The 23061-nt window shown below is 44.5% G+C and carries 25 protein-coding genes; 2 read left to right on the forward strand and 23 right to left on the reverse strand.

Annotated elements, in window-relative coordinates:
- Positions 1 to 103: 103 nt before the first annotated feature.
- Together cccB and NR125_RS25075 are read right to left on the reverse strand one after the other, a co-directional pair.
- A complete protein-coding gene (cccB, locus tag NR125_RS25070; protein ID WP_019383351.1) occupies positions 104 to 457 on the reverse strand; it encodes a cytochrome c551 in 354 nt (117 codons plus the stop codon).
- A gap of 52 nt (positions 458 to 509) precedes the next feature.
- A complete protein-coding gene (locus NR125_RS25075; protein WP_009331901.1) occupies positions 510 to 1376 on the reverse strand; it encodes a YitT family protein in 867 nt (288 codons plus the stop codon).
- A 292-nt stretch (positions 1377 to 1668) separates the two neighbouring features.
- On the opposite strand from NR125_RS25075, the gene NR125_RS25080 reads away from it, so the two are divergent.
- Positions 1669 to 1950, forward strand: coding sequence for a hypothetical protein (locus NR125_RS25080; protein WP_071156380.1), 282 nt, complete (start codon positions 1669 to 1671; stop codon positions 1948 to 1950).
- 119 nt (positions 1951 to 2069) lie between these two features.
- Here the strand turns inward: NR125_RS25080 and NR125_RS25085 are convergent, their stop codons facing one another.
- The 5 genes from NR125_RS25085 to larB all read right to left on the reverse strand — a co-directional run bounded on the left by NR125_RS25085 (position 2070) and on the right by larB (position 5266).
- Positions 2070 to 2216 carry a hypothetical protein gene (locus NR125_RS25085; RefSeq protein ID WP_226618535.1) on the reverse strand — a complete coding sequence of 49 codons (147 nt, stop codon included), beginning with the start codon at positions 2214 to 2216 and terminating at the stop codon, positions 2070 to 2072.
- 30 nt (positions 2217 to 2246) lie between these two features.
- Positions 2247 to 2840, reverse strand: a complete 594-nt coding sequence (locus tag NR125_RS25090) for an urease accessory protein UreH (RefSeq protein WP_256816347.1) — start codon at positions 2838 to 2840, stop codon at positions 2247 to 2249.
- A 91-nt stretch (positions 2841 to 2931) separates the two neighbouring features.
- A complete protein-coding gene (gene larE, locus NR125_RS25095; RefSeq protein WP_009331907.1) occupies positions 2932 to 3756 on the reverse strand; it encodes an ATP-dependent sacrificial sulfur transferase LarE in 825 nt (274 codons plus the stop codon).
- Between the two features lie 19 nt (positions 3757 to 3775).
- The gene (gene larC / locus NR125_RS25100; protein WP_009331908.1) at positions 3776 to 4498 is read right to left on the reverse strand and encodes a nickel pincer cofactor biosynthesis protein LarC; all 723 of its coding nucleotides are present in this window, start codon (positions 4496 to 4498) and stop codon (positions 3776 to 3778) included.
- A gap of 27 nt (positions 4499 to 4525) precedes the next feature.
- Complete coding sequence (larB, locus tag NR125_RS25105; RefSeq protein ID WP_009331910.1) at positions 4526 to 5266, reverse strand: nickel pincer cofactor biosynthesis protein LarB; 741 nt, start codon at positions 5264 to 5266, stop codon at positions 4526 to 4528.
- Between the two features lie 61 nt (positions 5267 to 5327).
- Here larB and larC2 point away from each other — a divergent pair, with 61 nt between their 5' ends.
- On the forward strand, positions 5328 to 5783 hold the full coding sequence (larC2, locus tag NR125_RS25110) for a nickel pincer cofactor biosynthesis protein LarC2 (protein WP_256816348.1): 456 nt from the start codon (positions 5328 to 5330) through the stop codon (positions 5781 to 5783).
- A gap of 98 nt (positions 5784 to 5881) precedes the next feature.
- Here the strand turns inward: larC2 and NR125_RS25115 are convergent, their stop codons facing one another.
- From NR125_RS25115 to NR125_RS25190, 16 genes are all read right to left on the reverse strand, one after another.
- The gene (locus NR125_RS25115; RefSeq protein WP_071156376.1) at positions 5882 to 6511 is read right to left on the reverse strand and encodes a bifunctional 4-hydroxy-2-oxoglutarate aldolase/2-dehydro-3-deoxy-phosphogluconate aldolase; all 630 of its coding nucleotides are present in this window, start codon (positions 6509 to 6511) and stop codon (positions 5882 to 5884) included.
- A 15-nt stretch (positions 6512 to 6526) separates the two neighbouring features.
- A complete protein-coding gene (locus tag NR125_RS25120; protein ID WP_009331915.1) occupies positions 6527 to 7483 on the reverse strand; it encodes a sugar kinase in 957 nt (318 codons plus the stop codon).
- Positions 7484 to 7488: 5 nt separating this feature from the next.
- Entirely contained in the window at positions 7489 to 8373 is an 885-nt protein-coding gene (locus NR125_RS25125) for a fumarylacetoacetate hydrolase family protein (RefSeq protein ID WP_071156374.1), read from the reverse strand.
- An 18-nt stretch (positions 8374 to 8391) separates the two neighbouring features.
- Positions 8392 to 9351: a C-terminal binding protein gene (locus tag NR125_RS25130; RefSeq protein WP_034296086.1), complete on the reverse strand. Its 960-nt coding sequence runs from the start codon at positions 9349 to 9351 to the stop codon at positions 8392 to 8394.
- A 67-nt stretch (positions 9352 to 9418) separates the two neighbouring features.
- Positions 9419 to 10366, reverse strand: coding sequence for a U32 family peptidase (locus NR125_RS25135; protein ID WP_071156370.1), 948 nt, complete (start codon positions 10364 to 10366; stop codon positions 9419 to 9421).
- Complete coding sequence (locus tag NR125_RS25140) at positions 10363 to 11274, reverse strand: dihydrodipicolinate synthase family protein (RefSeq protein ID WP_009331923.1); 912 nt, start codon at positions 11272 to 11274, stop codon at positions 10363 to 10365. Before NR125_RS25140 ends, NR125_RS25135 begins: the two co-directional genes overlap by 4 nt.
- A gap of 16 nt (positions 11275 to 11290) precedes the next feature.
- The gene (gene dgoD, locus NR125_RS25145) at positions 11291 to 12439 is read right to left on the reverse strand and encodes a galactonate dehydratase (protein ID WP_071156366.1); all 1149 of its coding nucleotides are present in this window, start codon (positions 12437 to 12439) and stop codon (positions 11291 to 11293) included.
- Positions 12440 to 12528: 89 nt separating this feature from the next.
- Positions 12529 to 13995: an alpha-ketoglutaric semialdehyde dehydrogenase GucD gene (gene gucD / locus NR125_RS25150; protein ID WP_009331927.1), complete on the reverse strand. Its 1467-nt coding sequence runs from the start codon at positions 13993 to 13995 to the stop codon at positions 12529 to 12531.
- 331 nt (positions 13996 to 14326) lie between these two features.
- The gene (locus NR125_RS25155) at positions 14327 to 15499 is read right to left on the reverse strand and encodes a UxaA family hydrolase (RefSeq protein WP_009331929.1); all 1173 of its coding nucleotides are present in this window, start codon (positions 15497 to 15499) and stop codon (positions 14327 to 14329) included.
- Positions 15489 to 15788 carry a UxaA family hydrolase gene (locus NR125_RS25160; RefSeq protein WP_009331930.1) on the reverse strand — a complete coding sequence of 100 codons (300 nt, stop codon included), beginning with the start codon at positions 15786 to 15788 and terminating at the stop codon, positions 15489 to 15491. Before NR125_RS25160 ends, NR125_RS25155 begins: the two co-directional genes overlap by 11 nt.
- A 4-nt stretch (positions 15789 to 15792) precedes the next feature.
- Positions 15793 to 16689, reverse strand: coding sequence for a fumarylacetoacetate hydrolase family protein (locus NR125_RS25165; protein WP_009331931.1), 897 nt, complete (start codon positions 16687 to 16689; stop codon positions 15793 to 15795).
- 147 nt (positions 16690 to 16836) lie between these two features.
- Complete coding sequence (locus NR125_RS25170) at positions 16837 to 17604, reverse strand: IclR family transcriptional regulator (protein ID WP_009331932.1); 768 nt, start codon at positions 17602 to 17604, stop codon at positions 16837 to 16839.
- Positions 17605 to 17667: 63 nt separating this feature from the next.
- Positions 17668 to 19878, reverse strand: coding sequence for a dihydroxy-acid dehydratase domain-containing protein (locus NR125_RS25175; RefSeq protein ID WP_256816350.1), 2211 nt, complete (start codon positions 19876 to 19878; stop codon positions 17668 to 17670).
- Between the two features lie 56 nt (positions 19879 to 19934).
- Positions 19935 to 21185 carry a nickel pincer cofactor-dependent isomerase, group 22 gene (locus NR125_RS25180; RefSeq protein ID WP_009331934.1) on the reverse strand — a complete coding sequence of 417 codons (1251 nt, stop codon included), beginning with the start codon at positions 21183 to 21185 and terminating at the stop codon, positions 19935 to 19937.
- Positions 21186 to 21201: 16 nt separating this feature from the next.
- Positions 21202 to 22476, reverse strand: a complete 1275-nt coding sequence (locus tag NR125_RS25185; RefSeq protein WP_009331935.1) for a TRAP transporter large permease — start codon at positions 22474 to 22476, stop codon at positions 21202 to 21204.
- Between the two features lie 30 nt (positions 22477 to 22506).
- Positions 22507 to 23058, reverse strand: coding sequence for a TRAP transporter small permease (locus NR125_RS25190; RefSeq protein ID WP_071156362.1), 552 nt, complete (start codon positions 23056 to 23058; stop codon positions 22507 to 22509).
- Positions 23059 to 23061 lie beyond the last annotated feature (3 nt).

Below are 23061 nucleotides of genomic sequence, written 5' to 3' on the forward strand. Positions count from 1 at the left end.
GTCTCGCACCTTCCGCTCCAATCAAATCAGTAACAGCATACCTAACGATAACAGAAAAAATAAAAACGCCCTGCTGAACAGAACGTTTTTATTTAGAACCCTATTATTTCTTGCCTGCTAGCCAGGATGCTACTGCAGAAGCTTCTTCTCCCTGAAGCAATCCTTTAGGCATAGCTCCTTTACCGTTAGCAATTGTGTTTTCAATATCTTCCTGTGATAGGCTGGCACCAATTTTATCTAGTGCAGGTCCTACACCGCCTTCAAGGTTTGCACCGTGGCAGCTTGAACATTTCTGTTCATAAAGCTTTTGTGCATCACCAGCATCAGCAGTATCAGTCGTTGTTTCACCGCCGCCGTTTGTAGCAGTGTCCTTGTCTTCAGCAGCATCGTCTCCGCCGCCGCAGGCTGCAAGAACTAAAGATGTACCCATCAGTAATGCTAGTAGCTTCTTTTTCACCTATAATTCCCCCTCAGGAAAAAATACTAAGTACAGCTATATTATACCAACACTATGCTCGTTTGAAACCCTCGCCCAACACCTCGGAAGCATCCGTAACAATGATAAATGCAGTAGGATCAATGGTTTGAACCAGTTGTTTCAATTTTGTGAACTCCGTCTGGTCCACCACACACATGAGGACTGGGCGTTCATGGTCAGTATAACCACCGTATGCTGATAGTTTTGTCACACCTCGGTCAATTTTATTCAGAATTCCTTCACGAACTTCACTTTGTTTTTCAGTAATGATTAAAGCCATCTTTGTCCGGCTGAATCCAAGCTGTATGAGATCGATTGTTTTGCTTGTTACATATAAAGCAATTAAGGCATACAGCCCCTGCTCTATGTCGAAAATAATCGCAGCCGACAGTACGATCAATCCATCGATTATCGCAACACAGGTTCCAAGAGACAAACCTGTATACTTGTTAATAATCTGTGCTGCAAGGTCTGTCCCTCCTGTTGATGCTTTACCCCGGAAAACGATGCCTAAACCCAGGCCAACGCCAATTCCGCCAAACAGAGAAGCCAGCAGCGGATCTGATGTCCATGGCTCATATTCTTTTGTAAGGAAAACAACTAAGGGCAGAAAGATTGTTCCCGCCAGCGTTTTTGCCCCAAATTGTTTGCCGAGCAAAAGTACGCCTGCAATAAAAAGCGGTATATTAAATGCCCACTGCACGTATGCGGGCTCCCAGCCAGCAACCGCATCCAGGATCGTACTGATCCCGCTCACCCCTCCTGATGCAATTCGATTGGGCAGCAAAAACACGTTAAATGCAATGGCGACAATTCCAGATCCTATTAAAACATATATGTACTCCAGCAATCTCTCCGCTTTTGTACTATAAGTATATCCTCTTCTATTCTTGCCCATTTCTTCTCCCTCCGGTGTCCAGATCTATACAGAATTAAGTCATATTCCATTTTTACCGTCAGTGAGTATAGCATGGAGTCTTGAGCCTGTAAATGCCATTAAACTGCCGTATTAAAGGACTGTAGTTCCCTACCTCTGCCTTTCATTATGTTGTGACAAAAACAGTCAATTTATCATGCCGATTTTTGTATTAAATGTTTATAAGCTTTGTTCCGGGGTCCATTTGTACTGCTTTCTCAGCAGCATGAAATTCAGCGGCATGTGGTATAATGTCGAAAAGGAGGTGAGAAAAATGGAGAAGATTCTTAATGAAATTTTAAGTACCTTAAAGGAACATTCAAAGAGATTTGATTCGGCTGATCAGAAGTTCGATTCCATTGATCAGAGATTTGATTCCATTGATCATGATATTTCTGATGTTAATAGCAGGCTTGGGAACGTTGAAAACAGTATAGATACTGTTGATAATAAGCTGGGAATTGTTGAAAATAGCATTGAAAGACTTTCTGAACAGATTGAGAACAATGCCAGAAGTCATTTTAAGCATATTGAAACGAAGTTAGAACAGCATTAAGAGACTTTTAACGTCATCTCTGACGCAATAAAAGGCACAAAAATTGATATCGTTCACCTCAGTGAAAAGAGCGGGGTTCAAGAAATGGAAATAAACCAGCTCAAAAAGCGCATCCACTCCTAGAGCACTCCCCATTCACCGGCTAGCTCAGTTAAAATCCCATAAAAAATAAGCCTATGCCGGTAATATGCCAGCATAGGCTTTCTTGCATTTAATCCTGTGGCGAACCCAATCTCGATCGTTAAACATACTAATAACCTACTCATCACTTGCTAAATACCCTGCGACCTAAACTTCTAAAGAAATAAATCACTGCCAACCTCAAAAATATAATAAACCCCATATAGTACACTTGCTGCTGAAGAGATCCTTATAAGATTTGAGTGTATTTTCTTTTGAGCTTGAGAAGTGATTAAAAAGGGCAACCCAAGAACAGTAGTAAAGAGAAGCATTCCAATAATTGTTCCTGCTCCAAAAATGAGGATAAAAAGAAAAGCTTGCAACTCTGTTTGAGCCTGTGCAGTTGTTAATAGAACTAAAGCTGCACTGCCAGCCAGACCATGAATCCCTCCAATGATAAAAGACTTCTTGTGATAATGCTTTGTGTTCGGCCTTTGCTGTTTATTGTCCTTAAAGCCAGTAAAGCCAAGATATATAAGCATTATGCCCACTGCCAATTCAAGAGAAAGTGCAAGAGGGCCAGGAATATGCTGATTAAGTGCTATAACCGTTACCCCAAATAACAGGAGCATTAACGTGTGGCCCAGCCCCCAGAAAACACCTGAGAGCGAAGAGCGAACCAAGCGCTTTGTCTGGCTTGCAATTGTTGAAACCGCGATAATGTGATCGGGCTCTGTTGAATGTTTTATTCCTAATGTGAAACCAAGCAATAATATAAGAAAGTAATCCGCTCTCAAGCATCTAAATTCCCCCAGCGGCAAGATTCCGTTTTTCCCTCTCCAATACAGTTAAGTTCATTCATTATATAGCTGTTCCTTCCAGCAATTTATTCATACTTCCGCTTTTATACCCAGCCAGGTCCATAGCTGTATATTTAAATCCAATCAATTTTAATTGCTCAGAGATTTCTTTATGATACTTTAAGAGTTCATTCATATCTGACGGATCAACTTCGATTCTTGCAATTTCATTGTGAACTCTGACACGGACCTGCTTGATTCCAAATCCCTTAATAAACTGCTCGGCCTCATCAACTTTCCTCAACTTCTCAATTGTGATTTTTTCACCATATGCTATTCTGGAGGATAAACATGCGAGTGAGGGTTTGTCCCATGTATCAAGTCCCAGCTCCTTGGAACGGATCCTGATATCTTCTTTCGTAATATCAGCCTCAGCAAGAGGGCCTCTTACATTTTTTTCAATAGCAGCCTTTACACCAGGACGATGTTCTCCTAAATCATCTTTAATGAGACCAAAAGTCAAGTTATGATAACCTTTTTCAATCATAATTGGATACAAATTTTCAAACAGTCCCTTTTTACAGTAATAGCATCTGTTTGAATCATTTTCCGAATATCCGGGAATGGAGAGTTCTGACATCTTAATAATTTGATGCGGGGCATCAATTGTATTGGCAATTCGAATAGTTTCTTCCAGCTCGGAAGGAGGAAAAGATTCCGAGTCAGCTGTAATAGCAAGCACATTTTCTTTTCCTAATGTATCTAAAGCCACCTTTAATAAGTAGGTACTATCTACCCCTCCTGAAAATGCAATAATAATCCGTTCCATCTCTGAAAGTATTTCCTTCAGCTTTTGTTCTTTGACTAAACTGTTATGTATATTCATTTGGACACTTCCCCTCCTGTTATTGTTCTCCGATCACAAACCTGACAACATTTGGGTGGGATTTGAAATCCTTTGACCCTGCGCCATATCCGATTTTCTGAACTTTCATGGAAGGCATGTTCCCGAACTCATTAGCCAGGGTACGGACAATGGCAGCACCAGTAGGTGTCGTCAATTCACTTTGAATGTCAGTTTTCCGCAATGGAATATCTTTTAGAATTTCCAATGTTGCCGGGGCTGGCACAGGATAAAGGCCATGAGCAATTTTGATATATCCATTTCCTGCAGCAACCGGAGTACAGACTACCTTTTCAATTTTTAATGTATTGTAAGCAATTGCGGTCCCTATAATATCAATCATCGAATCTACACCTCCAACTTCGTGGAAATGCACCTTTTCGAGAGTGCTGTCATGTATTTTTGCCTCTGCTGACCCTATCGTTTCAAACATTTTTAGGGCCGTTTCTTTTTCTGCCTCTTCAAGGTCAGATTCTTCAATTGCTTTTTTTATGTGTGTATAGTGGCGGTGTGAGTGTTTTTCTTCTTCTGTATGAATGACTAATTCCGTACTGGAGATCCCCTTCTTTACAACCTTTTTTGTCCCTAGCGAAAACTCTTCCTTAATTACAGATTTAAGCTTTCTTTCTACAATTGATAAATCAACGCCCAATTCTGTGAAGGCTGCCAGAGACATATCTCCAGCAATGCCAGAAATACCGCAATCTATAAATAATATGTTCATTACATTTACCCCGCTTTGTTTTTATGTTCAGACTCTTAGCATCAAAGAAGCTGAGTAGCCCGCACCAAATCCATTGTCTATATTCACCACCGTTACGCCGGAAGCGCATGTGTTAAGCATGCTTAACAAAGATGTAATGCCATTTAAGTGTGCACCATATCCTATGCTGGTCGGAACCGCTATAACAGGAGTGGAAACCAATCCCCCGACTACACTGGGAAGTGCACCTTCCATTCCCGCTACAACAATCAATACATCACACTTTTTAATCTCGTCAATTTGCGCAAATAAACGATGAATCCCCGCTACTCCAATATCATAAAAACTTTCGTAATGGTGTCCCATAGCTTCAATCGTCACTTCTGCCTCCCGGGCCATAGGAATGTCAGAAGTCCCTGCACAGATAACCCCAATTTTCTTCTCCGTCTTCAGTTCATAATCCTCAGGCTTATACAAAAGTGTTCTGCCGGATGAATCATATACAGCTCCATCCACCTGCCTGCATACTTCTTCTGCAGATTTTGGGTCAACCCTTGTAGCTAAAACGGTATTCCCCTTATAAACCAAATGCTTAAATATATGTAAAATTTGTTCTGTGTTTTTGCCTGCCCCAAAGATAACCTCAGGAAATCCTTGTCTGAATTCACGCTCATCGTCCACTTTGGCAAATCCGTAATCTGTAAAGCCCTTCAATTGTTCCTCAGCTTCCTCAATTGAAAGATGGCCATTTTTTAATTGTGCTAAAATATGTGTAGTATAAGATTGCATTCATTTCTTCCTTTCTTTTCTTCATCTAAAATTTATACCAGCTTAAGGAGGCTCGTAAAAAATGCAGCATGGCCAAGAGCAAACTGATCATGACATGATCAAAATTGAAGTAAATCTGGACGACATTCCTGGAGAATGGCTGGGACATGTTATGGACTTATTGTTTCAATCCGGGGCCAATGATGTCTTTTATATACCGATTTACATGAAGAAAAATCGGCCGGGTACCATGCTCCAGGTTTTGTGTGAAAGTAAGAAAAAATCCGAGATGATGAATATCATTTTTAGAGAAACCACCACATTGGGTGTGCGATACTACCCGCTTTCTGTAAATCGGCTTGGCCGGAAATTTCGAAAGGTCGAAACACGATGGGGGAACGTCTCTGTTAAAGAGGGGCTGATGCAAGGTGAAATTGTTCAGCAAGCCCCGGAATTCAGTGATTGCAAAGCTATATCTGAGCAATACGGAATACCATTAAAATTGGTTTTTCAAGAGGTTTGGAAGCACCTGAAATAAATCCAAATCAACTAATCCAGCAATCTGGCAAAAGGACCTCCACCTATCCAAATGGCAGGTCCTTTTGATTTGAATTAGCTTCCGAAACTGCCAATGATTTAGAAATTTATTAATTCAGAAAATTTCTTTGCCTTTTCAGTCAGTTTCAAATAATCCTCATCCGAATTTAGATTTTTTGCATTTACTAACGAACTGCCTACTCCTGCGGCAACTGCCCCCGATTTTAAATATTCCCGGATATTTTTGACATCAATACCCCCGGTTGGCATCAGCGGAATATGCGGAAGCGGCCCCTGCAGGCTCTTGAAATAAGAGACACCCATGACATCGGCTGGGAACACCTTAATAAGATCTCCGCCATTTTCATAGGCTGTCAGGATTTCAGTTGGGGTGAGGGCACCCGGGATACTGAGTACACCGTAACGTTTTGCCAGTTTAATGGTTTCCGCATTAACGATTGGCGAAAATATAAACTCCGCTCCAGACATAATGACTGCACGCGCTGTTTCAGGATCCAGCACGGTCCCTGCCCCTACGATTGCCTGGTTTCCAAACTCTTCTCTTACTTTTTCTATTAACGAACAAACCTTTGGTGTTTCGACTGTTATTTCAAATGTGCTGACACCGCCGGCCAGCAGCGCATGAGCAATGGGCAAAATCTGATCCTGGCTTGCACCGCGAATAACAGCAACAATCTTGCTCTTCTTTAACTCTTCTAACTTGCTCACTGATTTTCCTCCTTTTTATCTCGTAACATCTTCCAGATTGCCATTCATAAAGGACACAAGATCAGATCGAGTTGGCAAGCCTTCTGCATCGCCATTCACCATTGTTACCATTGCTCCCATCGCGTTGCCCTGCAGTGCTGCTTCTTCAAGCGTTTTTCCGTCCAGCAGTCCTGAAAGGACACCTGCAGCGAATGCATCACCCGCACCAACCGGGTCAATTACCCGCTCAACCATAAAGCCTGGAATTTTCTTCACCAAACCCGATGAAGATGATATCAGCGATCCTTCTTTTCCCAATTTCATAATGACTGTTTCAATCCCAAGCTCATGAAAGTTCTCCACATATTCCTCAGGTGATAATGCGCCGAACAGAAACTCTGCTTCGGAAATACCCGGTAGGACTATATCACTTTCAGAGGCATATTTTTTCAAAAATTGGCGTGCTTCTGTCCCATCACGCCAAATTTTCAAACGGAGGTTTGGATCAAAAACAATTTTGGTTCCATTTCCTTTTGCTACCCGGATTGCTTTTTCAAGCATTTCCCGGCATGAAGGGCTGAGTCCTGGTGTAATGCCTGTAAGATGAAGGTACTCAGCATCTAAAATGGACTCATCCAAAAGCCAGTCGGCATTCATTCTGCTGGCCGCAGAATCTTTTCTATAATAATAGACACGCGTGTCATTCATGCGCCTGAACTCTTTAAAAAATACGCCTGTCGGGGCATTTTGATCGCGCGTCACATAGGAAACATCCACTCCTTCGCTGCGGATGAATGACAGCATTGCATCACCAAATTCATCCTCCCCAAGACGGCTGATCCATCTCGAACGATGTCCGAGACGGCTCAATCCGATGGCGACATTGGACTCTGCCCCGCCAAATTTCATCGAAAAAGAATGGGCATGGCGAAGCATGCCCTCCTCATTCGGTGTAAAAAGAGCCATCGTTTCCCCGATTGTTACAACATCCATGTCTATCAGCCCTCTTTCTTCTGTGAATCACCTTTTACGTAATTGGATAGTGTTCCGATGTTTTCAATGGTAATACTCATTTTGTCGCCTTCTTTCAGCCACACCTTTGGATCCCGGCCCATTCCAACTCCAGGAGGCGTTCCTGTTGCAATTAAGTCACCCGGTCTTAGCGTCATAGACTGCGATAAGAAGGAGATAATCTGCGGTATGGTAAATATCAGGTTGCTTGTATTAGAATCTTGCATAATTTCCCCATTGAGTTCGAGTGAGATTGATAGACTATGCGGATCCCCTGCTTCATCCTTTGTCACAATCACTGGTCCTGTTGGCGCAAAGGTGTCGGCTGTTTTGCCCCGGGACCACTGTCCGTCCTTAAATTGCAAATCACGCGCGCTAATATCATTCATGATCGTGTAGCCAAAAACATAATCGTTTGCCTCTTCTTCCGTTACCCGCTTAGCTTCCTTTCCCATGACAACAGCAAGCTCTGCCTCAAAATCAACTTCACTTGAATTGATAGGAATCTCCACCGCGTCATGATGGCCGACGATGGCATTCGCATATTTTGAAAAGATCACCGGTGAAGCAGGCGGCTCCATTCCGGTTTCTCTGCAATGATCAATATAATTCAAGCCAATACAAATGATTTTTTCCGGAGCCTGCACCGGCGGAAGGATTTTCACATCGGATATTGGAAAAACAGCCTCCTCATTGGTACCCTGGCTAATAAGCTTTTCAGCAAGCGGCAGCAGTTCTTCACTTCTTTCTATAAAGGTTTTCAGGCACGAAGGAAATTGATTTCCGGCAAGTATTGTTAAGCTGATGGCTTTCTCTCCCTGGACAACACCAATATGCTGTTGAGAATTAATCGTGAAAGCAGCTAGTTTCATATTCGGCACTATCCTTTCTTACGTAAGGGCATAAGGTGTTTTTTCACCTTTTAAAACCTGTACGATATTTTTCGCGGCCTTTTGTCTTAGCTCCACCATGGCTTCCTCTGAATACCAGGCGCTGTGCGGAGTAATAATGACATTATCCATATGAAGAAGCGGGCTATCGATGCTAATTGGCTCTTCTTCGGCTACATCGAGAGCGGCACCTGCTATAATGCCATTTTCAAGCGCTTCTATCAGGGCCTTTTCATCAATGATCGGACCTCGTGCAGTGTTAATGATGACAGCATTTTTCTTCATTTGGCTAAATCGGTCTGCATTTAATAAATGGTAGGTATCCTTAATTAACGGAACATGTACCGATAAATAGTCGGCTTCCCTTATGATTTCATCCAGCTCCATTTTCTTCACTCCGGCTGATGCCATATCCTCTGCGGAAACAAAGGGATCATATGCAGCCAATTTAAAGCCAAGTGGCTTTACCTTTTCAATAAATCTTCTTGGAATGCGCCCGAACCCAAGAACTCCTACTGTTTGATTGTTAAAACGGTGAATAGGGACACAAGCTTTGAAATCCCAATTCCCTCTTTTTACTTCATTATTTAATAGAGTCACTTTACGGGCCCATGATAAAAGAAGAGCCAGTGCGTGGTTTGATACCTCTTCCATCCCATAATCAGGAACGTTAGCTACGGTAATGCCTTTTTCATTGGCTGCATCTATATCAATCGTGTTCACACCAACACCATAGCGGGAAATCACCTTGGCATTTTCAAGGGATTCTATTACACGTCTGGAGATTGGCGCGTATTGATTTAAAATGGCGTCAGCATGTTTGGCCTGCTCGGCCACCTCATCTTCCGTTTTGCACTGGGCTTTGACGAATTCAATATCAAGGCCGCTTTCTTTAAATACGTCTTCCTCATATTTGAGATTTTCAAATTCATAGTCTGTTAATAGTACTTTAAATGCCATTCTTTTCACCCCTGGAATAATAGTAAGAAATCCCTGGAACGGATTGGAACCGCTCAGGGATTGAAAATTATTTAGCTAGCGTTTTTTCAGCCTTCGGAACCCCAAGCCCTTCTGCACCAAGCTTTGAAGTAACGGCTTCCGGATAGTAGCGTTCAATCATTTGGATGCCAATAGAAGCACGGCGTACACGCTCTTTTACGAGTGAGATATTCGTGCTTTCCCATTGCTTTCCGGAAGGATACACATCCGGGTGATTGCGAAGGCCAAATTTAATATAAACTGGAGCGAGCACCCGAATGATTTCCGGGATTTCGTAGTAGCGCAGGAAACCGCCGAAATTATCCGGAACCTCCACGTACAAATCAATCGGAATATCAATGGCCTGGCGGATGGCAGCAAGCTTTGCAAGCGGTAAGGCGGAAGGTACATTATACGTATCTGCTCCTATATCCTGCATCAGTTTTACTGAAACAGGGTTTGCCGAGCCCATTTGCACAGATACCTTTACAACGAAGTCTTCTGGGAGCTGGCCCTTTTTCTTCATTTCTTTTGTTAATAAAAGAAGTCCTTCATCAGCTACAAGTGCACCTCTCAAGCCCAGTTCAGCACCGCGCTTTAAATCCTCCATGGCATAAACAAGCTGATCCGCTCCCTCGTGGCGAAGCGCCTGTGATTTGCCCCCCGATGTAAACGGAGCAGCACTGATATCCCAAGTGCCTCTTGGACCTACAAATAAGCTCAGCTCCATTCCTCGTTCTGCTGTCAGTTCGCACATTTCTTTGATTTCCTCATCTGTCTGAAGCATAATTCCGCTTCCCTGTGAGACACGGTGAATCGTCAAGCCAAGGCGATCGATTTCTTCAAGCGTGGCTTTTAACGCTTCAGGCCCTTCAACGCTTGGAATCTCAACCCGGTATTGTGCACCGTCAGGAAATCTCTTTGCAGATGTTGGCAATTCTTGAAAATCGCTGGATGGGTAGCCTAATTGTTCAAGCAATTCGCGGGATTCTTTCATAATTGGACGCCTTCTTTCGTTTCAATAGTTTGTAATAAATTTTGAACATTTTCACGTAAATCGGCAGGGTATACATCAAACGGAGCACGATGCCCTGCTGCTGTTTCAAACCATCGCTGATGAACAGCTTCTTTCATCGTTGTAAAAAAGGTCGGGCAATACGTATAAACATCCATCAGCCTGGAGATTTGCTGGTGGTTAGTCCGGGCTTCAGCTAAATCCCCTCTTTGATAAGATTCATATAAATCCACTGAGACTTCTGGAGCAAATACAGCACTGCCATTGATGCTGCCAGCGGCGCCAATCATCAGAGCCGGGAGCATATGCTCGTCAAAGGCTGAGAAAACAAGGAAATCAGGACGGACCTTTTTCACTTCTGTAATTACCTGCCGAATATGGCCAAAATTACCGACAGTTTCTTTTATGCCAGAAATGTTCGGATAGTCTTTGGCCAATTTGACGATTAGCTCAACCGGCAAATTTTGGCCGGTTAATTGCGGGATATTGTAAATAAACACGGAGAGCTCTGTATGATTGGCAACAGTTGAATAAAAGCGATAAAGCTGATCATCTGAAAGCTTCCAATAGTAAGGACTGACAACAAGCACACCATCTGCTCCCTGTTCCTCTGCATAAGAAGTCAGTTCAAGGACTTCCTTAAGGGCTGTATGGCCGACACCAACCATAACTTTTACGCGCCCATGGATATGTTTAATCATTTCCCTGACATAAAGCTTCCGCTCTTCGATGGAAAGAGAAGAAAACTCACCTGAGCTGCCCATCAGCAATATCCCATGAATATTCTGAGAAATCAGCTTATCAAGATACCTTCTATTCAGCTCCAAATCCAAATTTCCCGCTTCATCAAATAAAGTGACAACCGGGGGAATAATTCCATGAAAGCTCATTCGATTTCCTCCTCATTTACCATTCGGCAATGCTGCCATCTTCATGGCGCCAAATAGGATTTTTCCAATCATGTCCGGCTTCTGCTGCCTGCTTGACTTTTTCCTCGTTAATCTCTATACCGAGTCCAGGCTGATCCGGAATTTTTACATAGCCATCTTTATAGGCGAATACTTCAGGATTATTAATATAATCGAGAATGTCCATTCCCTGGTTATAGTGAATGCCAAGGCTTTGTTCCTGGATGATGAAATTTGGAGTAGAAGCATCCAGATGAACCGAAGATGCCAGTGTCATTGGTCCAAGAGGACAATGAGGTGCAATCGACACATCATACGCCTCAGCCATTGCGGCAATTTTCTTTCCTTCCAGAATACCGCCTGTGTGCGAAAGGTCAGGCTGGATAATATCTACATATCCATCCTGCAGAAGCTGCTTGAATCCCCAGCGTGTATACATCCTTTCTCCAGTGGCAATTGGACAGGTTGTATGCAGGGCAATCTCACGCAGAGCCTCATTGTTTTCCGGAAGAACCGGTTCTTCAATGAACATTGGGCGATATGGCTCCAGCTCTTTCACCAATGTTTTGGCCATGGTTTTATGAACGCGGCCATGAAAATCAACCCCTATGCCGAAGTCCTTGCCGAGTGCCTCACGAATAGAAGCCACACGCTCAATAACCGCTTCCACTTTTGAAAAGCTGTCTATGTAGTTCATTTCTTCAGAGGCGTTCATCTTAATCGCTTGAAAGCCCTGTTCCTGCTTTATTTTTGCTTCCGCAGCAACCTCAGCCGGCCGGTCCCCCCCGATCCAGGAATACACTTTAATCTTCTGGCGCGCTTTGCCCCCGAGCATTTCATAGACTGGTATATTGTAATACTTGCCTTTAATATCCCAGAGCGCCTGCTCGATCCCGGAGATCGCACTCATCAATATTGGGCCGCCACGGTAAAAACCGCCACGGTACAGCGTTTGCCATATATCTTCGATGTCATTGGGATTGCGGCCAATGATATAATCTGATAATTCATTGACAGCAGCCTTCACGGTTTCAGCGCGCCCTTCAACAACAGGCTCTCCCCAGCCGGAAATGCCTTCATCTGTTTCAATCTTTAAAAACAGCCAGCGCGGCGGAACTTTATATAATGAAAGTTTCGTAATTTTCATATGGGCACCTCGCAACTTTTTGATAAAAAGGAGATTTCAATTCTGGAAATCTCCTTTTTAGGTTTAAATGGTTTTCCTCAATAAGCGGTTTAGGAGCCCTTTATGAAAACTGTTTTAATGGCCGTATAGAATTCTTTTGCAGCTTCACCTTGTTCACGTGAGCCTGTGCTTGAAGCCTTCATTCCGCCAAATGGCGCCTGAAGTTCTACACCGGCGCTTTCCGCATTGATCCGGACGAGACCCGCTTCAATTTCATCGATGAATTCCAGAATCGAGCTGATATCTGAAGTAAAGATCGATGCACTCAATCCATATTTTGTATTGTTTGCCACCTCGATTGCTTCTTCCAGGTCAACGGCTCTAATAAGCGCAATGACCGGCCCAAAGATCTCTTCCTGTGCAATCGTCATGTCAGGTGTTACTTCTTCAAAAATCGCCGGTTTAACGAAGAAGCCGTTATCATATTCACCGCCTGTCAGCACTTCGCCGCCATGAACAAGTCTGGCACCTTCATTTTTTCCGATTTCAATGTACTTGTTAAATGTGTTGAACTGGCTTTCGCTTGCACAAGGTCCCATCCAGATTCCTTCTTTGAGTCCATTGCCAACAGTGATTTTTTCAGAGGCTTCGATTAACTTCCGCTTAAATTCGTTATAAACATCAGATTCTACAATGACCCTGCTTGAAGCCGTACACTTTTGTCCAGATGAGCGGAATCCGCCGCTGATGACTGCTTCAACAGCCTGGTCAAGATTGGCATTTTTCGCAACAATAACAGGGTTCTTTCCGCCCATTTCAAGCTGGAATTTGATGCCGCGCGCAGCAGCTGCTTTCGCTACGCTTTGTCCGACACTTTCTGATCCTGTAAAAGTAATGGCATTCAATTTAGGATGATCGATCAATCCCTGGCCGATCTCAGAGCCTGAGCCCGTTACAAAATTTAAGACACCTTCAGGGAAACCGGCCTCTGCAAAGCACTCGACCACCTTAGCAGCAGTGACAGCCGCTTCGCTCGCAGGCTTGAATACCACTGTATTTCCGTACACAAGTGCAGGCGCGATTTTCCAGATTGGAATCGCAACCGGGAAGTTCCAAGGAGTGATAACCCCTACAACTCCAAGGGGAGCACGCTTTGTGAACATAAGGGCATCTTTATCAGTTGATGGAATCACGTCCCCCTCTTTGCGCATTCCTTCTCCTGCATAATAACGGAGGATGGCGATGCCTCGGGCTGTCTCTCCTTTTGCTTCAGGAAGAGTCTTTCCCATTTCCCTTGTCATGCTATCCGCAATTTCATCCAGCCTTGATTCAAGGATGTTTGCTGTCTGGAACAATAGCTGTCCTCTCGCCGACTGGCCAAGCTTGCGCCATGCTTTCTTCGCATTGAATGCCGCCTCTACAGCCTGATCCAGCTCTTCCTCAGTCGATTTTTGCACATAGCCTACCGCTTCCTTTGTAGCAGGGTTAATGCTTTCAATTACATTTCCGGATGCGGATTCTTTCCATTCGTTATTAATGAAGTTGCTGTATGTTTTTGTTTCGATTGTAGTTTTCATGCTATAATCTCTCCTTTTTAATAAGCTTTTTTAACTCCTATAAACTTGCCTGCTGATATCTGCTTCATGGGCTCTGCCAACTGTTGGCGGTCTGACGTTCGGCGCATTTGGGTCTGCGGGTCTTTGGATGCTGAAATAACCCTGCAAAGATGAACCAAATTTGAGTTTCTGCAGAATACCGTTGGCCGGTAAATCCGGTGGTTTGGCCGGTATTTTTCTAATTTCGGCCGGTAAATGTTACCCTGCCCGCTAATTTGAGTCAGAAAAGCTTGTAATTTCGTTCATTTAGCCGATTTTTTCTAATTTCAGCCGGTAACTGCAGAACCTTTTATTAAAAAGTTGGCCCAATACGCCAAATTCCGAAGTCGTGCTGCTTCAATATTTCTGCTTTTGTCAATTTGCCATTTGCGACAGCCTGGATTTCCTTCATAATCCGTCCGCCGACTTCTCCGACAGTTTCTTTGCCGTCAACGATCGTTCCGGCATCAAGATCCATGTTTTCGTTCATGCGTTCGAACATTGGTGTGTTTGTCGAGATTTTAATAACAGGGGCAATCGGCGATCCGGTTGGTGTTCCGCGCCCGCTGGTGAAAAGAACGATTTGTGCTCCGCCTGCAACCATACCCGTTAGCTGTTCAATATCATGACCCGGGGTATCCATCCAGACCAGCCCTTTTTTGGTTGGCCTTTCTGCATAGTCAATCACTTCTTCCAAACGTGTCGTGCCTGACTTTGTTGCAGCTCCAAGCGACTTTTCTTCAAGAGAGCTCAATCCGCCTTCAATGTTGCCCGGGCTTGGATTACCGGTACGGATATCAACACCCATCTGGATAGAGCGGTTTTCCATCATTTTAATGACGGCATACGCTTTTTTTGCGACCGAATCATTCGCTGCGCGGTTGGCCAGCAAATGCTCTGCACCGATTAATTCGGTTGTTTCAGCTAAAATGGCGGTGCCGCCCTGTTCAACCAGCATGTCGCTTGTACGCCCAACAGCCGGGTTTGCCGATAGGCCGGAGCATGCATCCGAGCCCCCGCATTCTGTACCGACAATCAATTCGCTGAATTCACATAGCTCACGCTGCACCATAGATGCATCCTGAACCATTTTCACCGCAATTTTAGCCACCTCCGCAATGGTTTGAAGTGTGCCGCCATGTTCCTGTATCGATACGGTCTCGACCGGCTTGCCGCATTTGGCAATCTCATCGCCAATACGGTGTGCCTGATGGGTTTCACAGCCTAAGCCGAGAACGATCACACCGTAAACATTTGGATTCATTCCCATTCCGGCATATGTTCTGGCCGTCTGGTCATAATCGGTTCCAACCTGTGCACAGCCATGCTGGTGTATGAATGTAACCGTTCCATTTACAAGCTCTGTCACCCGCTGTGCCGTTTGCGTTGCACAAGTAATGGTAGGCAGGATCAGCACATGGTTTCTTACTCCAACACGGCCATCAGGACGGCGGTAACCCCAAAACTGAAGCTTCTCATTGAACAACTTTGTCACCCCTTCCTCTTTTGCCTTCAAGGTTATGAACATGTACATGTTCTCCGGCATCGATCGGGGCGACTGCCGCCCCAATCACCTCACCATACTTAATAATGTCGTCTCCCTGGGGAATGGCCCGGACTGCAAATTTATGGCCAAAGCGGATTGGCTCAAGAATTCTAACTGTTTTTTCGATGCCCTCTGTTTTAACAATCACTTCTGCTCCCGCAGGTATATCGGAAAGAGCTACAGCTACACTATCCTTTTCATTTAAAAAAAGTGTCTTGTATTCACTCATCAGCTCACCCCTTAGCTGCCTGCCCTACTTGCTGGCTTTGGACAACCGGGTTATTAAGGATGCCAATGCCAGGAATTTCAATTTCAATCCGGTCATTTTCCGCTAAAGTAAATTCGTTTGGCGGCACTACGCAGGTTCCTGTCAGAAGGACCGTTCCGTCAAAGATTTGGTTATCCAGCACCAGGTATTGGACCAGCTCATCCAGGGTGCGCTTCAGCTGGCTGACTTGGGCATCTCCATAAAATACAAGCTCTTCATCCCGGTAGATGCGGCAAATAATCTGAAATTCATAAGGATCTGAAACAGTCTCGGCCAATACAATAGCCGGCCCTATGGAGCAGGAATTCTTCCAAACCTTTGCCTGCGGCAGGTACAGCGGATTTTCCCCTTCTATATCCCGGCAGCTCATATCATTTCCAGCCGTATAGCCAAGCACCTTGCCATCTTTATCAATGACAAGCCCCAGCTCCGGCTCCGGGATTTGCCAGTTGGAATCGGATCGAAGATATACAGGATCATCGGGACCTACCGTTCTTGCAGATGTTGACTTGAAAAAGATTTCCGGACGCACCGCATCATAGACTTTGTCATAGAACGTTTCTCTGTCAAGCTTTCCTTGTGTGGCTTCATAGTTTCGCGCTTCCCTGCTTTTTTTATAGGTTACGCCTGAAGCCCAAACTTCTGGAGCATCAATTGGAGTGGTTAACTGAAGATTTTCCAGCGGCAGTTTTTCTGATTCACCGACAATTTGTTTTACAATATCAAACACTGTTTTGTTATCTTCACGTGCTTTAGCAATCAGTGACATAAAATCGCTGAATGGAAGGTCGGCTGCTTCATTCTCATTCGTTACAGCTGCCAGTTGTTTTTCATTTCCTTTTAGATAGCGGATAATTCTCATGTTAACTCCTCCTGAATGACTATTTGCCATTTTTTAAATTTTTAATTAATTTCGCATGCATTAGAGCTATGCCTTCAGCATTAAGCCAACCATCGGGAACCCTTCTGAACAGGCTCCCGGCCGGCATGGAATATAAACTTTACCCACCTAAATTTTTTGGTACTCATATCCGAGGTCCTGCGATATGCTGGTGCTGCACTCTTTCAGGAGTCCCACGTGGTGTTCACGGACTTCATCCGTTACTTTAGCAGCAGGCATGGACATGCTTATCCCTGCTATTACCTCACCGGAATAGTCTTTGATCGGAACAGCATAACAGACAATGCCCGGTTCGTTTTCTTCATTATCCACTGAATAGCCTGCCACTCGGACATGAGCAATCTCCGAGAGTAATTCTTCTTTCGAAGAGATTGACTTTGGTGTTTGTCTTGTGTACTGATAGTTTTCAAGAAACTGATCCAATTCGGCATCTGTTTTCGTTGAAATGAGCGATTTGCCTACTGCGCTTGTATGAACGGGAACCCGGCGTCCGATGCGGGAGTAAAGAACCGTAACTCCGCTTCCTTCAACCTTATCGATATAAACACCTTCCTGTCCATCGAGAATGACCAGGTGGACCGTTAAGTTCGTCATGGCGGATAGCCTTTCAAGATGCTTTCTGGCAACTTTCCGCAAATCAAGATTACTCAGAACCATATTGCCCCGTTCGAAAAGCTTAAGCCCCAGACGATACTTTCCATTTTCCTCATTTTGGGAGATGTATCTCTGTTCCTGCAAAGTCTTCAGCAGAGAATGAACCGTGCTTTTATGCAGATTCATTCTTTTGCTGATTTCTGTAATGGATAATTCCCTTTCCCGCTCGTCAAATAAATCCATAATTTTTAATGCACGTTCCACTGATTGGATAATAGGCATTTCCGCTCACTCTCCTAGTTCTATTTAGCCTAATTTTACAGGAATTTTGACGAGCTTGCCTCTTTAATTTGCAACAGTGCCTGCTTCTTGAAGCAAAACATCTGTCTCATAATCCAGATCTGCATCCTCGGCTACAGCCAGCGGAACCACTCCGTTTGCAGCATCCGTATGGCCATACATGCGATTGCTTGCTGCAACCAGCTTCTGGCGAGCCTTCATTCTCTGCTTTCTCTCCTCCACAAGAGATTGGCGATCTGCTTTTAAGCTGTCAGTAAAGGCATGGACAACCTTCCCTGCAAAAAGCTGGGTTTTGTCTACAAAATCAATGCGCCGTCCCCGAAGCTGAAGATGTACAACATCACCTGTCTGAAGGAAGCCAATGCCGCCGCCCTCATATCCTTCCGGTGTCATATGTCCAATTGCAGCACCGTATGTAACGCCGGAATAGCGCCCGTCACTGATAATGGTTGCGACCTTTTTCATGACCCGGTTGGCATTAATATGCTGCATTGGTGTAAACATTTCCGGCATTCCAAAGGCTAACGGACCCTGACCGGCAATGACAACTGAAATTTTCAATATGCCTTTTTCAGCCATCTCGTCAAATAGCTTCTCATATGATTCTTCTTTTAAAAGTTCCCATTCCACTCTGTTGTTATATTTTAGTGTTTCAAGCAGCAGGTTATGGTCAAAAAGCTTATCCTTTTTAATATCGTTAAGCAGATTCGAGTCAAGCAAGCTTCTGTTTGCATCATCTTCATTCTCAAAATAAAGAACAAATGCCAGCTTATCATCGAATTGATCAAGCTGCGGTGTCGGCATTCCGCTGATTTTTACCACTGCGCTTTCAAAGAAATTGCCCTGGAGAACATCCACTCCGCTAAATGCCCTGCGCGGTGCTTCAGCAGATAATATAACAGGATTTTCTTTAACATTTAATGCCTGGAGGCTTCTTGTGATGGCGAGACGCTCTCTCCAGGTTCTGGCTGCAACTGTTGGCGCATCCTGATCCATCGGTACACCATGTTCAAGCAATTCGTAAAACAGCGTTTCCATTCCCCTGCTCGTTCCGCTGCAGCACTGCATGGCGAGCGAGTAAATATCACGGCCTTCAGTCAGGCTATAGTCAAACAAATCCGGAATCGGATGCTCATGATGTATGCGGTCCAAATCCCATAGACTAAAATTGTATCCTCCATATAGCATGCCCGCAACAATATGCATCATCAGGTTTGTAGAACCGCCAGATGCACTATGAATGCGGATCGCATTCTTGATATTGGCAGCCACAATATTGGAAACGCCATACCTTTCTTCATTAATCATAGTGGCAAAGCTGTCAAGAACCGAATTGATCTGCCTTTGTGTCGGCGGATCTGTCAGCAGCTCCACCGCGGGATGAACAAGGCCCAGTCCAGCTACAAGATGTCTGGAACTATTGCCGGTTCCATTAAAGGCACAAACCCCTCCCTGTCCGTCACATGTCGCAACTGCCAGCCTCATTTCAAAATACTTATGCTGTTCCTTTGTTAAGATGCCCCGCTCATATGCACGCTCGAACACACCCTGGAAGGCTGTATTTGATGAACATTGCAGGATATATGCCATTGTGTCACGCAGATCAGCCGCCACATCAGCCGCACCATTCAATTCAGCTTTTTTCGCCAGCTCTTCAAGCTCTGTGATTACATCGTCCGGAATCGATCCGCCTTCGAGAACATGTGCAGGGGCAAATGTTGCAAAAAATGGAGCTTCGCCGCGGCTGCGTCTTACCCGATCAACATGTGCAAGCGCACTGACAACGCCAAGCGGCTGTTTATCGCACCCTTGAATGACGAATGCACCATGATAACTATGTGCTTCCAGCTGATTGACAACCATTTGGGCAACAGCGTTCCTGCTTTGAAGTGAATAGCTCATCCCCTGATTGCTTTGGGCAGTGCCATCACACATAACCGGGGTGGAAAAGTAAAAGGGAACCCCGCCATTCTGCCAGATGCGGATGGCTGCACGTGCAGAGGTCTGATAGTCCATGATGTGAGCGGGATGGTCAGATGAACCTCCGATAATGGCAATACGCGGAGCATTTACTTCAAGGCGGTTGTAAATTTCCTCGAGTGTCCAATCCGGCTTTCCTCCTTCATAGGAAGAACCAAGTGTCTGTTTTGCCCGGTCCAGCAGTCCAGCTACCGTAATCGGTTCATTTGCTTTTCCCTGCACATTGTCACGGTATGGATTTACAGGATTATCTATAAGCGGGTATAAATGTGTCATATGAACACTCCTTATCTATCAATCTGCAAGAATAGTTTTTACAGATAATCTTCGGATTAATCGAGCACTAATTCCTGGAGATCAGAAATAATTTCTAAATTGCTGTTTTGTTTCGCTTCTTCAATCAAACTCTCCGAGATCCAGATTTCTCCGATGTCTAATGTATTCTTGATTCGAACAGCTTTTACCTTGTTTAAGTCAAAGGCATTGCAGGTTTTAATAGCAGCTTTGACAGCAAGCTCTTTTGTTTCAAGCACCATTGGAAGCTTAATGACTTCGATCACGGTGCTGGTCAGAGCATTTGCATAGCCTTTTTCCCATATAATTTCATCCACTGCCGCTTTGGTTGTCATATCTGCCATACCAATGCCATTTGCGTTTCCATGCGTTTTTTCGGTCAGACCCAGGACAACTGTTCTTTTTATATCCGGTCCGCCTGCTGCATATGGTGTAGCGAAATTCCCTGTAATATTGGGATCCATCCCATCCCCTGAAATATCCTTTCCAAGCTCATCGACAATAAGCACATCAAACTCATCAAAATGGATTTTGGGCATAAGGGACTTTGCTTCCATTAACAGCTCCGGCTCGGCTGTTTCCAGGTCTTCCGCCGGCACAGCTATAATTTTTGCAATCTTGTCATAAGCATTCTCAAGTGATGCCAGGCCGAAAATGATTGGCGCCTTTGACAAAGAAATTTTCGCCATTTCCGGCACATGCTCTGCCATATATTTAAAACTGAAGGCATGAGCGGCTTCCGCCCCTTTTTGTTTTCCGAGCCCGATGGTAATCATTTTCATAAGGCCGCTTTCAACCGGTCCGCGGAATGCTGTATGTGGCTTAATCCGGTTAATGACAACAATTTTGTCAGCTTCATTGGCATTTCGGTCAATGTAGACTGGAAGCCCATTTGGCAGTTCGCCAATTTTGACAACTTCCATAGAAGATTTAATCGGTGCTTCTACAGCCCCCTCCGTAACGCCCAATTGGTGAAGCACATCGGTCTGTCCTTCAGCTGTAGCACCTCCATGGCTCCCCATTGCCGGTACAATAAACGGGTGTCCTCCTGCGCGTTTAATTTCCCTGACGGTTTCACGCACAAGAACAGGCAGATCAGCCAAACCTCTGCTTCCGACTGCAACAGCAACGGAATCGCCTTCACTTATTTTTGCCATCACATTGGTTTCATTCAGGGTTTTCCTTACCGCATCCGCCACATCTTCCAGCTGGGGTGCGTGGAAATTCTGTCTTACTTTTACCATTCTGGGAATAGGAATATCCTTTAAGATTTCTTTAATAATGTCCATTACCTTTTCTCCTTCATTAATTCAGCCATGCAAGCGGCACTGTAATAATTTCCGGGAATAGGATCAATAGAAGAAGCACAATGACATGAACAACCAGGAATGGCCAAATTCCTTTCGTCAACTCTACCAGGCTGATTTTGCTGATTCCGCAGCCAACATATAAAACAGTGCCCACCGGAGGTGTAATCAATCCGATACATAGATTGATCACCATGACAATTCCGAAGTAGACTGGATCGATTCCGGCCATCTTAACAAGCGGCAGCAGAACTGGTGTGAAAATAAGAATAGCCGGTGTCAGATCCATCACAAGGCCAATCAGCAGCAGGAAAATCATTATGACCATCATTAAGATCAGAGGACTTTCAACTAATGATCCCATGTAGCCCGCAATCTCTGCAGGAACATTTGCGACCGTAATAAGCCAGGCTGATACCATGGCAGCAGCGGCCACAAACATCACAACACTCGTTGTTTTTGCTGAAGCAATTAAAACATGGTACAGCTCTTCCATCTTCAGCTCACGGTAAATGAATAAACCAACAAACAAGGCATAAAATGCAGCTACAACGGCAGCCTCAGTTGGTGTAAAAACCCCGCCGCGCAGACCGCCAATAATGATGACTGGAAGCATCAAAGCAAAACTGGCATCCTGAATCGCTTTCCAAATTTCTTTGGCTGATTTTCGCGGGGGAAGCTCACTTGTATCCTTCCGCGACATAAAGAACCAGCCAATCATGAGCCCGACTCCCATCATCACTCCAGGAATAATGCCGCCCATGAATAGATCTGTAATGGATACCCCCGCGGTTACCCCAAATAAAATCATGGGAATGCTTGGCGGTATAACAGGAGCTATAATACCTGATGCACAAATGATGCCTGTTGAGGTGTTTACGTTATAACCTTTGGCAATCATCATGGGAATTAAAATTGCCCCAAGTGCTGCAGTATCTGCAACAGCGGAACCCGATAATCCTGCAAAAAGAATACTGGCAATAATGGCTACAAAACCAAGGCCGCCACGAATATGCCCTACCAGCGCCATGGAAAAGTCTACGATTCGCTTGGAGATTCCTCCTGCATTCATCAGTTCTCCAGCTAAAACAAAAAACGGGATAGCCATTAATGAGAAGTTGTTAGCTCCATTGATCAGGTTCTGGGCAACGATCTGGCTATCAAACGTCCCCATGGCAAACATCAGCATAACCGCGCTGGCAAGCAGGGCAAATGCAATTGGCACCCCTAATGTCAGTGACCCAAACAGCGACCCTAAAAATACTCCAATCATGGCGAATATTCCCCTCCTTTCCCTACGCCGTTATTTTGCAATGATCTTCTCTTCCTGGTCAGTGTTAACTTCTGCTAAGACATCGTCAGAGGATTGAACGATCGTCAGGTTATCAGATTTTCCCCGGATAGCCTTAAAGAGGCTTGCTATTATGATAATCATCATCCAAATGCTGGACAGAACACCTATCCCATATAAAAAGGAAAGGGGCATGCCTGTGGCCGGACCGGTACTGTTCATATTGAGAAGAGTCATTTTCCAGCTTCCCTCCAAGATCAGCCATAGCAGGTAAAGGACTATTGCATTACTGATCAGAAAGGCAACTTTTTGAAGTCCCTTTGGCAAGGCATTGACAACGGTGTCCACGCCAAGGTGCATTTTATCCTTCAATGCAGCAATGGCCCCCAGGAAGACCATCCAGACAAAAAAGTAGCGGGACATTTCTTCAGACCAGGTAAGACCTGAATTGAATACATATCTCAAAACAACATTTCCAAAGACGGAGAGGGACATGGCTGCCAGTGAAAAGGCAATCGCAATGTTTAATAGTTTGGTAGAAAAAGAGTTAATTTTGCTAAGCACAGC

The organism is Cytobacillus sp. Bac17, from assembly GCF_024519925.1.
GTDB classification, from domain to species: Bacteria; Bacillota; Bacilli; order Bacillales; family Cytobacillaceae; genus Cytobacillus; species Cytobacillus pseudoceanisediminis.